14 protein-coding genes are annotated in these 13,574 nt (G+C 59.9%); 3 read left to right on the top strand and 11 right to left on the bottom strand.

Annotated features, from left to right (window positions below; genetic code table 11):
* Positions 1–320 precede the first annotated feature (320 nt).
* Both J4E08_RS07700 and J4E08_RS07695 read right to left on the bottom strand, forming a co-directional pair.
* Complete coding sequence (locus J4E08_RS07700) at positions 321–614, bottom strand: hypothetical protein (protein WP_183962953.1); 294 nt, start codon at positions 612–614, stop codon at positions 321–323.
* A 184-nt stretch (positions 615–798) separates the two neighbouring features.
* Entirely contained in the window at positions 799–1,566 is a 768-nt protein-coding gene (locus J4E08_RS07695) for a sulfite exporter TauE/SafE family protein (protein WP_502949250.1), read from the bottom strand.
* A gap of 148 nt (positions 1,567–1,714) precedes the next feature.
* Here J4E08_RS07695 and J4E08_RS07690 point away from each other — a divergent pair, with 148 nt between their 5' ends.
* On the top strand, positions 1,715–3,400 hold the full coding sequence (locus J4E08_RS07690; protein WP_349537968.1) for an acyl-CoA dehydrogenase family protein: 1,686 nt from the start codon (positions 1,715–1,717) through the stop codon (positions 3,398–3,400).
* Between the two features lie 595 nt (positions 3,401–3,995).
* Here J4E08_RS07690 and J4E08_RS07685 read toward each other — a convergent pair.
* The 5 genes from J4E08_RS07685 to pheS all read right to left on the bottom strand — a co-directional run bounded on the left by J4E08_RS07685 (position 3,996) and on the right by pheS (position 9,614).
* On the bottom strand, positions 3,996–5,006 hold the full coding sequence (locus tag J4E08_RS07685) for a fatty acid desaturase (RefSeq protein WP_349537966.1): 1,011 nt from the start codon (positions 5,004–5,006) through the stop codon (positions 3,996–3,998).
* A 373-nt stretch (positions 5,007–5,379) separates the two neighbouring features.
* Entirely contained in the window at positions 5,380–5,700 is a 321-nt protein-coding gene (locus J4E08_RS07680) for a hypothetical protein (RefSeq protein ID WP_349537965.1), read from the bottom strand.
* Positions 5,693–8,089 carry a phenylalanine--tRNA ligase subunit beta gene (gene pheT / locus J4E08_RS07675; protein ID WP_349537964.1) on the bottom strand — a complete coding sequence of 799 codons (2,397 nt, stop codon included), beginning with the start codon at positions 8,087–8,089 and terminating at the stop codon, positions 5,693–5,695. Before pheT ends, J4E08_RS07680 begins: the two co-directional genes overlap by 8 nt.
* A complete protein-coding gene (locus J4E08_RS07670) occupies positions 8,086–8,544 on the bottom strand; it encodes a hypothetical protein (protein ID WP_349537963.1) in 459 nt (152 codons plus the stop codon). The genes pheT and J4E08_RS07670 overlap by 4 nt, the downstream gene beginning before the upstream one ends.
* Positions 8,541–9,614, bottom strand: coding sequence for a phenylalanine--tRNA ligase subunit alpha (gene pheS, locus J4E08_RS07665; RefSeq protein ID WP_349537962.1), 1,074 nt, complete (start codon positions 9,612–9,614; stop codon positions 8,541–8,543). The genes J4E08_RS07670 and pheS overlap by 4 nt, the downstream gene beginning before the upstream one ends.
* A gap of 99 nt (positions 9,615–9,713) precedes the next feature.
* Between pheS and J4E08_RS07660 the strand changes: the two genes are divergently transcribed.
* The gene (locus J4E08_RS07660; RefSeq protein ID WP_349537961.1) at positions 9,714–10,364 is read left to right on the top strand and encodes an SGNH/GDSL hydrolase family protein; all 651 of its coding nucleotides are present in this window, start codon (positions 9,714–9,716) and stop codon (positions 10,362–10,364) included.
* A gap of 296 nt (positions 10,365–10,660) precedes the next feature.
* Positions 10,661–10,825: a hypothetical protein gene (locus J4E08_RS07655; RefSeq protein ID WP_349537960.1), complete on the top strand. Its 165-nt coding sequence runs from the start codon at positions 10,661–10,663 to the stop codon at positions 10,823–10,825.
* A gap of 464 nt (positions 10,826–11,289) precedes the next feature.
* On the opposite strand, the gene rplT is transcribed toward J4E08_RS07655, so the two are convergent.
* From rplT to J4E08_RS07635, 4 genes are all read right to left on the bottom strand, one after another.
* Positions 11,290–11,658: a 50S ribosomal protein L20 gene (rplT, locus tag J4E08_RS07650; protein WP_183962945.1), complete on the bottom strand. Its 369-nt coding sequence runs from the start codon at positions 11,656–11,658 to the stop codon at positions 11,290–11,292.
* A 23-nt stretch (positions 11,659–11,681) separates the two neighbouring features.
* Positions 11,682–11,882, bottom strand: coding sequence for a 50S ribosomal protein L35 (gene rpmI, locus J4E08_RS07645; RefSeq protein WP_183962944.1), 201 nt, complete (start codon positions 11,880–11,882; stop codon positions 11,682–11,684).
* A gap of 119 nt (positions 11,883–12,001) precedes the next feature.
* The gene (locus J4E08_RS07640; RefSeq protein ID WP_349537959.1) at positions 12,002–12,223 is read right to left on the bottom strand and encodes a hypothetical protein; all 222 of its coding nucleotides are present in this window, start codon (positions 12,221–12,223) and stop codon (positions 12,002–12,004) included.
* Positions 12,224–12,292: 69 nt separating this feature from the next.
* Positions 12,293–13,558, bottom strand: a complete 1,266-nt coding sequence (locus J4E08_RS07635; protein WP_349537958.1) for a methyl-accepting chemotaxis protein — start codon at positions 13,556–13,558, stop codon at positions 12,293–12,295.
* Positions 13,559–13,574: the final 16 nt, after the last annotated feature.

Genomic DNA, 13,574 nt, shown 5'->3' with positions numbered 1-13,574 from the left:
TCAGCGATGTGTTGTACGAAGGCCAGTTCCTGGTCTTGTACTTCGTAGGGGCCCAACTGCTCATGTCGCCCAGCTATCATGCCGGATTCACACAGTGAATCCCTGAAGCGATTTGTGCAACAAAGCCGCTGCCGGTGCGAAGGTTCCAAAGAGGCCTGATGTCTCCATTCCCTCACATCGCAAACCCGATGATGCCGTTTTGCGTATTACAGCAAAGCGGCGCCGCGCAGGTGAGAAAAGCCATGTAAATCTTGGTCAGGAATACAAAACACCTCGATCCTCACAAACCGAGGTGTTGGATTTTCTCGGAAGCGACGCAATCAGTTTGGTGTGCAGCGCAGGACGCTTTTCGGACCCTTCCGGGTCGCCACTGTTGTGTAACGCAGACCTTTATACGGATCGGCGCAGGCCAACGAATTGTAATGCGCTGTGGCATATGGCTCGTAGGCTGTGAAACAGTTGGAATAGGTCGTGCGGCCCTGCTTGAAATTCTCGACGCAGCCGGTGGACGTCAGGTCCATTGGACGGCCCAATGTAGTGTGGCCAGCCGACGCCGCCGTGCCGAGCAGCGTTACTGCTATGGCGATACCACCCGAAATGCTAAAAATCTTCATATCAATCTCCAAAATGGGTTCGTATAAAAATAAAGCCCGATTCGGAGATTTCTGTCTTGGAAAAAGACCGACAGTCACAGAAAATTAACGCACTCTCGCCTTGGTCCCGGCGGCATTAGGCGCGAGGCCCATCGTTCAGGGGCAATGTTTGGCATTTGACCGGACGCGCCATTGCCTCGCAAGATCACATTAATCCGCGCCGCAACAAGTTCAGCCCAGCAACCAGCAATACAAACAAGGTCGCCCTACGAAAAGCGACTTGATCAATGCTGTCCTGGATACGCGTGCCGATCAACATCCCCAGCACGGCAGGGGGCAAGAGCGCGAGGCTGAACCAGACGGTGCGCCCATTCAACACGCCAGAGCCCGTGTGCGCCAGCGTCAGCGCCACCGCACCCAGACCGTAAATGACCCCCTGGACCCGCATCTGCTCACGTTTCTCTGTACCCAACGCGGTGAGATACGCCACCGTCGGCGGCCCCCAGACGCCGGACATACCACCGATGAACCCGGCAAAGGCGCCAATCCCGAGCTCCGCCCTCTTGCGGTTGCCCGGCGCGATGCGCAACTGCCAGCCGGCAAGCTGAGAACAGGCAAACAGAACGACCGGGCCGCCGATCAACACAAGCAGGGCAGAGGCGCTGAGCACGGCCACCAACTGAGCCGAGACCATCAGCATCACCAATACCACGCCCAAAAACAGACGGAAGCGCTTGACCGACCCCCAAGCCGCCGTGGCCCCTTGACGCAGGGCCTGCATCCCATTGGTGACAAGTGTCGGCAAAATCAGCCCCGCTAGTGCCAGTTCTGGTGGCAAAAAGGATGATAACCCCGAAATAAGGATCATCGGCATGGCGAAGCCCACCATCCCTTTGACGACCCCCGCCAGAAAACCGATGGCGAGGCTGGCGAAAAGCAGTGGCACACCCAGATCAGCAACCAACATATCCATGGCGAAGGCCTAACATGTGTCGAATTTCTGCGCTTGCAAAAAATCAATACGCAATAAATGAACACAAAGAGATGGCCTTTGGTATTTTTGTTGCGCTGCAGTTGCAAAGTGTATACGACCGGGGCCAACCTGAAAAAGGAGATGAGTCATGGCGCATGACGGACAAGACCTGGGCCTCGGTACTGTAATTATGCCCGATCTTCTGAAGACAACTGGCGCGGCTGTCGGTCCGGTGGAAACCGTGTTTGAGGCCGCCAAACAGCGCGTGCGTGCGTTGGTCACCGTTGATGGCCGCGTATCCTCCAAAGCGGTCGAAGACCATCAGACTGCCTCCCATGGTCTGGCTTGGTTCGCCACCTATGTCGAATCTCTGCGCCAGATGCAGGGCTGGGCCGAAAGGCTGCAGGCCGAAGGCACCTTTGGTGAGGTCGAACAGCTTTTGCATCAGATCGCGTTTGGCGAATACCTCGCGCAGATCATGGGCGGCATCCAGATGAACCAGGGCGAGATCATCCGTCTTGCGGATTTGGGCCTTACCCCGGCAGACGCACAGCCGCTGGCCGATGAGGCCATCGTGACACTGACGTTGAACGCCAACTCACCCGCCGCGCGCAGCCGTCTGGTTGCGCTGATGCAGGAACGCTCTGCCGAGATCACCGTCGGAAAGACAGGCCTCGACGAAGAGCTCGAGATGATCCGTGAGCAGTTCCGCCGCTATGCTGTCGACAAGGTCCTGCCCCATGCTCACGAATGGCACCTCAAGGATGAGCTCATCCCGATGGAGATCATCGAGGAATTGGCCGAAATGGGCGTCTTTGGCCTGACCATACCCGAAGAGCACGGTGGCTTTGGCCTGTCCAAAGCGTCGATGTGCGTTGTCTCTGAAGAATTGTCGCGCGGCTACATCGGTGTCGGGTCGCTGGGAACGCGTTCTGAAATCGCGGCAGAGTTGATCATCGCAGGCGGAACGGATGAGCAGAAAGCCAAATGGCTGCCCAAACTTGCCTCCGGTGAGATCCTCCCGACTGCAGTTTTCACCGAACCGAACACCGGGTCTGACCTCGGGTCCCTGCGGACACGCGCAGTCAAGGACGAGAACGGCGATTACCGCGTCACCGGAAACAAGACATGGATCACCCACGCCGCGCGTACACACATCATGACCCTACTGGCCCGCACAGATCCGTCGACCGACAACTACAAGGGCCTGTCGATGTTCATTGCGGAAAAGACCCCCGGTGACGATGCCAACCCCTTCCCCACAGAAGGTATGACCGGTGGAGAAATTGAGGTTCTGGGCTACCGCGGCATGAAGGAATACGAGCTTGGCTTCGACAACTTCAAGGTCAAGGGCGAAAATCTGTTGGGCGGTGAGGAAGGCAAGGGCTTCAAGCAATTGATGGAAACGTTTGAATCCGCGCGCATTCAAACCGCTGCCCGCGCCATTGGCGTGGCCCAGGCGGCAATGGACGTGGGCATGAGCTATGCGCAGGACCGCAAGCAATTTGGCAAGTCCTTGATTGATTTCCCGCGCGTGTCAGGGAAGCTGGCGATGATGGCCGTGGAGATCATGATAGCGCGCCAGCTTACCTACTATTCGGCCCGCGAGAAGGACGAAGGCCGCCGATGCGACTTGGAAGCAGGCATGGCAAAACTTCTGGGCGCGCGCGTGGCGTGGGCAGCTGCCGACAACGCTTTGCAAATCCACGGTGGCAACGGCTTTGCGCTGGAATACAGTGTGTCTCGCATTCTGTGCGACGCTCGCATTCTGAACATTTTTGAAGGCGCTGCTGAAATTCAGGCTCAGGTCATCGCCCGCCGCCTGCTGGCGTGATGGTGCAACCACCACGAATAGGTGGATGACCCGTGGTTTTGTGATGCGATCCGTTCAAGGGGTCGGAAGCACGCACTATGGAGCAAGATCATACTGCTAGCGCCAAGTTCACTCCCTCCCGGCACGCTCATGCGCAGCATGATCCCGGGAGGGGAAAGCGTAACGCGCGCATCTGAGCAAGGACAAGGGCATGAATCCGCGAGCCGTCGCGAAGGGGCGAAAGCGCGCAACGGTTGAAAACCTGAAGACCGGAGCAAGGAGCTGCGCTCCACAGCTTTCAAGGCGGCGGACATGCCAAAGCCACAGCGGATCAAGCGATATCTAGTGGGCTTGCTTACCCATTATTATCCCTTCGAGTCATCGCCAGCGGCAACAGCGCCGATCTCTAGCAGCGTTTGTTTACATCTGCGAAAGTCACCGGAACGGGCACCGTCTGCTCCCCGGATTCGCGCACCCAGACACCGTCCCAAACCACTTGGCCACCAGGCTCTTTTTTTGTTTTTGTCAGCGCTCGAAGAAAACGGCGCGGCTCCCTATGAACACACGCCGTTCCTGTTCTGTAAAATCGGGCGGATAGGCCGCGATGACGAGAGCGTCAGGCCAAGCCGTACTGCATCCGTGCTTCGCGGAAGGACAGCAGCTTTTGCTGCGCTTCGTCCCACAGGTGAAGCCGCGCTGTGGCGATGCTCTCACGAATTGTCATGCGCTGCGCCTCGGCCAGCTCTGCATGTTGACGGATGACCTCGGGCAAGCGGTAGAACGGAATCCGCGAGTACAGATGATGCACATGGTGGATCCCGATATTCCCCGACAGCCACCGCAACGGCTGCGGCAGCACATAGTGGGAGGATCCCTCCAGCGCCGCATGATGCAATTGCCAGTCCTCGTCGTTGACCCAATGGGTATCCTCGAACTGGTGCTGAACATAGAACAGCCACACGCCGATGGACGCCGCCACGATGCCCGTGGGCAACCATATCAACAGAACGGGCTGCCACCCCCCAAAGTACCAGATCGCGGCCACGATCAGCGCGATCATGACATTGGTGCCCATTGCGGAGACCCAATAGCGCCATCCAGAGCGCATCAACCATACTGGCAGCCGGTGTTGCAGCAGGAACATATAGGCTGGGCCGACCACAAACAGCACGATCGGATTACGATAAATGCGGTAGATCAGACGACCCATCGGACTGCGTGCGCGGTATTCTTCAACTGTCAGAGTGGTGACGTCGCCGATACCTCTTTGATCGAGATTGCCGTGATGTGAATGGTGGATGGCGTGAGTACGCTTCCAAACGTCATACGGTGTCAGTGTCAGCACCCCCAGAGCACGGCCAAGCCAGTCCTGCACGCTTCGATTCGGGAGGTAAGCCCCATGCCCACAGTCGTGCTGAATGATGAACAAACGTATCAGAAACATACCGTTCACTGCGGCCAGCGCCAAGGACAGCCAAGGGCTGATCGACAGCGCGGCCCAGGCAAGCGCCCAGATCCCCAGGAACGGGACCAAAGTGACCACCAGTTCAAAAATGCTACGACCAACGGAAGGGTCACGGTACTGGGCAAGGATCTTAAGCCAGTCGCGCGCCGAACGGGGTGTCATGGTGGTGTCTGTCATAAAGCCTGTCACTGCGTTGCGCCGACCCGAAGGCGGCATGTCATTGGCCTTGCCAGAAAACCCCTAAGAAAGCGCTCCGATCAGGCTGCATACAGCTACGTCCCACGGCGCTTTTTTTCAACATGTTTAACTGCGCATCAGAAAATTCCCGCCATAGCGGTACTAAGACACAGATTGCAACCGAGCGCTATCACGCAGGCTTCGCTTATTCAAGGTATAGCGCGTGTCAAAAGCTGGCAGAGAGGCCCGGCCGACGGCTTCGCGACGAGAGCATCAAAAACACGTTATGCCGTTAGCGCCTTGTCGGAGACGAATGCTGGCGCGCAGAAGTTCTCTTAAACTCCCAGCCGAACCGTCTTTAGAGCAGCTCAACGACACGCGGCAGCGCCAAGATAAATGCCATCCCGCCGGCCAGCGCGTAGGCGCCCACGTTTAGCACCGACAGCAACCAAATCCATAGAGCGCCACCGATGAACCGGGCTGCGATCTGGTTGGCGGTAAATATCAGCAAGACGCAGGTGATTTCTGCAGGCATGCGATAGACGCTGTCGGCCAGCGGACCCAATTGGATCAGCGCCGACAATAAAAGCGGCCATGCGAGGTTGATCCCCAGCACCCAGGCCCACCACGCCCGGCCACAGGGACGCACGCGGGGGCTGGTATGCTCGGTGTCAGCCACGCAACTGACCGCCGGTGGCCTTGGAGACCTTCTCGACAATTTTGGCGGCGACCGCCTCGATGTCCTTTTCCTTCAGCGTCTTGTCCGTCGGCTGCAGGCGCACTGTGATGGCAAGGGATTTTTTCCCCTCCCCCAGCGAACCACCGATGAATTCGTCAAAAACGCGTACTTCGGAAATCATCGCCTTGTCTGCGCCCTGTGCCGCGTTAACCAGCGTCAGCGCCTCCACATCGGCGTCCACGACGAAGGCAAAGTCACGCTCCACCGGCTGCAAGTCGTTCAGCACCAGCGCAGGCCGGGTCGCGCCCTTCTTTTTCGGCAGCGGAATGTCAGCGGGGTAGATGACGAACGCCACGGCAGGCCCCTTGATGTCCATTTCCGCCAGCACTTTGGGGTGCAGCTCGCCGAATGTGCCCAGCACCTTTTTCGGGCCAAGGCAGAAGCGTCCATGGCGCCCCGGGTGCCACCAGTCTTCGCCGCCGCGCATGATCTGCATCTTGGCCGGCGCGCCGATGGCCGCCAGCACCGCCTCTGCATCCGCTTTGGCGTCGTAGATATCTACAGATCGTGACGCGCCATGCACGTCCTTGGGACCGGAGCGGCCCACAAGAATACCTGCGATCATCAGGGACTGTTCTTCTGGCTCGCCGCCGTGGAAGGCCTGACCGATCTCGAACAGCGCCAGATCGGTGAACCCGCGCGCTTGGTTCCGCGCGGCGGCGCGCAACAGGCCGGGCAGCAATTGCGGACGCATATGCGACATGTCCGAGCTTATCGGATTCGCCAGCATGGTCGCATCGTCACCCCCGCCGAACAGCGTTGCCGCCTTTTGGTCAATGAAGCTGTAGGTGACGCATTCGTTGTAGCCCAGCGCGGCGGCGGTCCGGCGCGCTTGCTGCTCTCGCTTTTGCAAGGGCGACAGAATCGCCTTGGGCACGCCCGGCAGTTTGGGCAGCGGCTGCCCCTGCAGCTTGGTCAGGGAGGCGATGCGCGCCACCTCTTCGACCAGATCAGCCTCGCCCAGCACGTCGTGGCGCCATGACGGCACATGCGCCATGTTGCCTTCGAACCGGAAGCCAAGCGCCTCCAAGGATCGACGTTGCTCCGCCTCCGGGATATCCATGCCGACCAGCGAGATCACGCGAGCAGGTTTCAGTTCGTAGGCGCGCGAGGTGTCGGGCACCTCCCCTGCGACGACAACCTCGGACGCCTCTCCACCACAGAGATCGAGGATCATCTGTGTCGCATCGTCCAAGCCCTGCATGTTGTACTCGGGGTCGATGCCGCGCTCGTTACGGTAACGCGCATCGGAGTTGATCTTCAGCGCGCGACCGGTGTGGGCGATCTGGATGCGATCCCAGACGGCAGCTTCGAGGAAGACATTGGTGGTCGCTTCGGTGCAGCCTGTAGACAGGCCGCCCATGACGCCGCCGATAGATTCCACTCCATTGTCGTCGGAAATCACCACCTGCCCGCCGGGGAAGGTGTACTCCTTCTCGTCCAGCCCGGTGAGGGTCGCGCCCTCTGCCGCGCGATGGATTCGCAGGTTGCCGGTCACCTTGTCCGCATCAAAGACGTGCAGCGGACGGTTGCGGTCAAAGGTGAAGAAGTTGGTCACATCCACCAATGTCGAAATCGGGCGGAGGCCAATGGCGCGCAGGCGGTCCTGCAACCACTGCGGCGAAGGGCCGTTCTTGACGCCCTTGATAAGACGCCCTGCAAAGACCTCGCAGCCGTCGGTTTTCGCATCCTCGTCGATGGTGACGGCGATCGGGCACGCGCCCTGCCCCGTGATTGTCGCCTTTGCGAGCGGTTTCAACGTACCAAGGCCCCGCGCCGCAAGGTCACGGGCAATGCCGTGCACGCCAAGCGCGTCCTGACGGTTCGGCGTGATGGCGATCTCGATCATCGGATCGACCTTGGCGGGATCATTCTCCTCCAGCCAGTCGGTGAATTTCTGACCCACCTCGCCGGAGGGCAGCTCGATTATGCCGTTGTGCTCGTCCGACAGCTCCAGCTCCCGCTCGGAGGCCATCATGCCGTGGCTCTCGACGCCCCGAATGTTGCCAATCGACAGCGTCGTATCGATGCCGGGAACATAGTCGCCGGGCTTGGCCAGCACGACGGTGATGCCCTCACGCGCGTTTGGCGCGCCGCAGACGATCTGCTTTTCGCCCTCGTTGGTCATCACCTTGCAGACGCGCAGGCGGTCAGCATCGGGATGTTGTTCGGCATGGACAACCTTGGCCAGCGTAAAGCTCTTGAGCTTGTCGGCGGGATTCACCACCTCCTCGACCTCAAGGCCAAGGTCGGTGAGCGTCTCCGCGATCTCATCGACGGAGGCGGTGGTGTCCAGGTGTTCTTTCAGCCAGGAAAGCGTGAACTTCATGGATTGTCTCCAGTGTGGAGTTGGGCGCATCGATCTAGCATCGAATGCGCAAATTCAGGAAAATAGGGGCACGTCCACGAAGGCGAAAGAACATTGTTGAACAAAAACCAGATCGCAATTGCTAACGCGACCAGCCAACCCCAAGCTGATTTCTTTTGAGCGACAACTCTATGCCAAGACCAGCTCCATTTTCGCCCGTGATTGAGATTGGTGTCAGCCTCGTATTTTTCGCACCCCTTAACGGTAGCGAGAAAATTTGCGCCATCTTTAGTCGCCAATTTGCGGCGGACAAGACCGGCCTCTTCCATCTGATCCAAGTGATATTCCGTCACCTCATCAGCAACGTGATCTTCTTCATGATGGCTTCCTGCCCATGAGAACGGCACCCCAAGAGGATCACTCGAAGCTACCAGCAGAGCCAGTAACTCTCGCTCCTTTTGGGGTGAATAAGTCACCGGCTCAAACCGCCGTGCAGCGTCGGCACGTCGAGGCTTGCGAAACCGTAATGGCGCAGCCAGCGCAGGTCGCTGTCAAAGAAGGCGCGCAGGTCGGGGATGCCGTATTTCAGCATCGCGATGCGGTCGATGCCCATGCCGAAGGCAAAGCCCTGCCATTCGTTCGGATCGACGCCTGCGGCGGCCAGCACCTTGGGGTGCACCATGCCAGAGCCGAGCACTTCGAGCCAGCCATCGCCCTCGCCGATCTTCAACTGACCATCTACCCAGGAACACTGGATGTCGACCTCTGCCGACGGCTCGGTGAAGGGGAAGTGCGAGGCGCGGAACCGCGTCTTGATGCCGTCGATCTCGAAGAAGGCGGAGAAGAATTCCTCCAAAACCCACTTCAGGTTTGCCATGGAGATGTCCTTGTCGATGGCAAGGCCCTCGACCTGGTTGAACATCGGCGTGTGCGTCTGGTCGTAGTCGGCACGGTAAACACGGCCCGGCGCGATGATGCGGCAAGGCGCGCCGTGCTTTTCCATATAGCGGATTTGCACCGGCGAGGTGTGGGTGCGCAGCACATGCGGCGGGCGGTCGTCGCCCTCGGCGCGGTGCATGTAGAAGGTGTCCATCTCGGCGCGGGCCGGGTGGTGGCCGGGGATGTTCAGCGCGTCGAAGTTGTACCAGTCGGTGTCGATCTGCGGCCCTTCGGCCACGGCAAAGCCCATGTCCGCAAAGATCGCCGTAATTTCCTCGGTCACTTGGCTGATCGGGTGGATGGTGCCCTGACGCATGGCGCGCGTCGGCAGCGTCACGTCGAGCCATTCGCCCTTGAGGCGTTCGTTCAGCGCGGCATCGGCCAGACCGGCCTTCTTTGCGGCGAGCGCGGCGTTGATCTCATCCTTGAGCGCGTTGAGCGCAGGGCCAGCGGTCTGGCGTTCCTCGGGCGTCATCTTGCCCAGCTCGCGCATTTTCAGGCTGATCTCGCCCTTCTTGCCCACGGCCTGCACGCGCAGGTCCTCCAGCGTGCCCTCGTCAGAGGCGCCGGCGATGAGGTCGATATACTTGTTGCGCAGGTCGTCCATGAGCTTCCCCTCGGCTGTCGCGGCTGGGTTTAGAGGCGGCGGGGAGGCTTTGCAACAGGGGCGCTTGATCCTTGGGCGGCCTGCGCCATTTCGTAAGGCATGAAACAGCTTTTTGTAATCCTGGGTTTGACCCTGATGGCCGCCTGCGGGCGCGGTGTGCCGGACGCGGCGCGCGTGGTGGTGGCGGGCGACTCCGTCTTGGCGTGGAACCGGATCGAGGGCGCATCCGTCGCGGACGGCTTGCGTGCACGACTGGGCGAACCTGTGGGCGATGTCTCCCTGCCCCTTGCACAAGTGGCAGGCGGGCGCGGCGCGTTGAACATTCCCACGCAATTGGAAGGCGTCCAGGCGGACTGGATCGTGCTGAACGGCGGTGCAAACGATCTGGGGGTCGGCTGCGGCCGCGACGATACCGCGGCGGTGCTTGACCGGCTGATCTCAAGCGATGGCGCGCGCGGCGCGATTCCGGCGCTGGTGGCGGATCTGCGCGGACGTGGATCTCGGGTGATATGGGCGGACTACTACACGTCGCCGCGCTACGCGGGCACGCCCTGTGCTGCGTCCTATCAAGTTCTTGAGACTCGTCTCACTGTGATGGCTGCTCGGGACGATGGTGTGACCTTGGTCGATATGGAGGACGTCATTGCGCCATCCGAGTTGAACATGTTCGACACGGACCGCACGCACCCCTCGCCAGCCGGGTCTGACCGGATCGCCGGGTTGATCGCACGGGCTCTGCCGCCGCGCTGACGTTACCCCCCATCTAAATTAATAAAATGAGGGTGTCCGCAAATCGTGTCGGTCAGTTAAATGCAGTGACGCGCGCTTCTATAAGCGCTTCGAACAAAGCGCGGCATCGCCGGGCACCATTGACCTCATTGCGGCTCGAGCATTACGGCCTCGGTCAGCGACCGCGAGGATAGGGAGCTGTGGAGAGCCCCCGCATCATCTTCAGCCCTTTCGTCGTGTACTCCTCCCACTTGGGACGGAGCGGCGACGCGGCATTCTTCGGATTCGCGAAGTGACGAACCCATCCGCGAGAATCCTTGCGCGACTCCCGCTGGCAGATTTCGTCTGCCTCGATTATTCCCGAGAAACTCGCCGCCACGCTGCTGTTCCCGATGATCGAGAATACGAGTATCCGCGAGCGCCGGACCCTGCATTTTTCAAGCCGAAGTCGCCGCGAGCTTGCGCACCGACTGCGGCGCTGAGATGCCCAGCATATCCCGCAGCGCCACCATGAACAGGTCCGGACGATGAATGCGGCCAAGTGCGCTGCCAGCGCGGCCGAAATAGGTCTTCTTGCAACCTGAGCATTGGTAGCGCTGGATCCTGGACCGTGTGCGGCCCCATTTCTGGCGCCGCTCGTCGCTTCAGAAGGGGCACTTGCGTTCTTGTTGGTCCATGCCTCGATCTTCGAGATCACTTCCGTCTTGCGCCGGAGATTCCGAATCTTTGGTTGGGCCTCCTCGACCTGGGCCGAGTTCAGGCGATCAAGGGCGTCGAGAAAACGGCGAAAGTCATGGTGTAGCCAAGGGCATCCTCCGCGGAAAAAGCGGAGGGATAAAAGCCATTTGAAAAGATCTCGAAGCGCACCAACACGTTTTGCGGACACCCCAATAAAAAAAGGCCGCCCCAACGGGACGGCCCTGACAACATCGGGTTCAAAAGAGGCTTACGCCGCTTCCAACGCGCCTTTGGCTTGAGCAGCGATGGCGTTGAACGCATCGGGCTCGTGCACGGCCAGATCGGCCAAAACCTTACGGTCCACCTCGATACCAGCCTTGGCCAGACCGTTGATGAAGCGGGAATAGGTCATCTGATCGTCGAACGCACGGACAGCCGCGTTGATCCGCTGGATCCAAAGCGCGCGGAACTGGCGCTTGCGGTTCTTGCGGTCACGGGTCTTGTACTGGTTGGCCTTGTCGACGGCCTGCGCTGCCACCTTGAAGGTGTTCTTGCGGCGACCGTAGTAACCTTTGGCCTGATCCGTGATTTTCTTGTGGCGCGCGTGGGTGACGGTACCGCCTTTTACTCGGGACATATCGTATCTCCTCTAGCTGGCGATTAGCGATCGTAGGGCATAAAGCCCTTGATGATCTTGGCGTCGGGCGCCGAAAGAGTTGTCGTGCCGCGCGCGTCACGGATGAATTTCTTGTGGCGCTTGATCATGCCGTGGCGTTTGCCCGCCTGACCTGCCAGCACCTTACCAGTGCCGGTCACCTTGAAGCGCTTCTTGGCGCTCGACTTCGTCTTCATCTTGGGCATTTCGGATCTCCGTTCTTGGCGCGACTCGGCATGCCTAAGAAGGCCGGACGCGCGGTTAGAGCGGGCCGTATAGGTGGATGGCCGGCTTTTGTCCAGAGGAAAGCTGGGGGCGCCTAGCCCTACCCCATCATATTGCCGATGACCCGGTATAGCACATCGGGCAGCGCCGCGGGGCTGTACCCCCCGGCCATGCGCCAAGCAAAAGCGATCATTGCGCAGCCGCCGAACAGCAAGAGCGTGCCCACCACGGGCTTGTGCTGATCCGCCCAGGCCGCGATCAAGGCGGGAACGGCCAATGCCACAAACAGGGCGCCGACGACGAGGGTGGTATCTGCATCCATTGAGCGCTCTCCAGCTGGCTGTGGAAAACACTGCGCCAGACTCAAGGCAGAGGCAACTTTGCTGTGCGGTCAAGCGCTGCGAAGCTGGTCGGAGGAAACGGTTTCCGACCGGAAGTCAGCGATGCGCTGATTGATCTGGCCAACGGTTTCCTCGAAGGCCCGCACCTGCGTGTTAGCGGCCCCGACACCGGCGGCATTTGCCTGATTGGCCTGGTCGAGATGCCGCTGATTGGTGGCCACCTGCACGATTGCGTCACTTTGCTCCTGCGCGGCGGCGTCGATCCGCGCTACACTGTCAGACGCCTCACCAATACCCTGCACCAAGTCGGTCAATCGCGCGGTCAGCGCATCCGAACGTACATCAATGGCGGTCATGCCGGCGAGGATCGTCTTCACCACAGCAGCGACTTCGGCGGCGGATTTGGCACTTTGGTCCGCGAGGGCACGTACCTCTGTCGCCACGATGGAGAAGCCGCGCCCATGCTCGCCAGCGCGCGCCGCCTCTACCGACGCATTCAGCGCCAGAAGCTTGGTTTGCAGCGCAATCTGGTCGACCATATCAATGAAGCGGCGGATTTCTTCGGTTTTGGTCACCACGTCGCGCACGGACTCACGCGTTTGCGCCACCTCGTGGCGTGCATCTCTGGCGCGTGTGTTGGCCTCGGCCGTCTGAAGCGCTGCGCCTTTTGCATCATTGGCAGTAGCAGCGATCTGCGTCTCGAGCTGCGTCAGGGCCGCGCTGTTTTGCTCCAGCGCCGCAGCCTGCGTTTCGGCCCGATGACTGAGCGAGTCGAAAGTGCCCCGCAGCTCGGAAGAGGAGAACTCCAACGCCTGCGTATCCTCGCCGATCTGCGAAAACAGTCGATCCAAAAGTTGTTTTCTCTGCTCCTGCGCGCGCCGATCAAGATCTTCAAAGAAATAGCCCAAAGTGATGGTCGCGTCACACATGGCCGCCACCTGCACAATGCGCGTTGCTTCCTTCAAAGGCATGGGCAGCTTGGCTTGGGCGTCGATGACCAGGTCCACCAGCGTCGCCTGATAAAATGAATATCCAACCATGTAGGTTTGATAATCCGTGCCCATCCCGAGGATGTTTTGCACGATCCCCTCCTGAAGCCGAACATAGTCGGGACCAAAATCGCCCGAGAGGATCAGGCGCAATTTCTTCGTTTCAGTCTGCACCAACTCCTGAGGGAGATCCTCCGGAGCGATACCGAGTGCGACGGAATAGACCTGCCGGATGCCAGCATCGAACCCCGGCAAAATGAGCTCGACAATACCCCGCCCCTTGGAGCGCTGCGTTTCGGTCCAATAGCCCGTTATGGCCGCATGCATGAAAAACCCTTCCCTG

Origin of the sequence: Sagittula sp. NFXS13, assembly GCF_040148795.1 — a bacterium.
GTDB classification, from domain to species: Bacteria; Pseudomonadota; Alphaproteobacteria; order Rhodobacterales; family Rhodobacteraceae; genus Sagittula; species Sagittula marina.
This window is presented reverse-complemented; position numbering and strand designations above follow the sequence as displayed.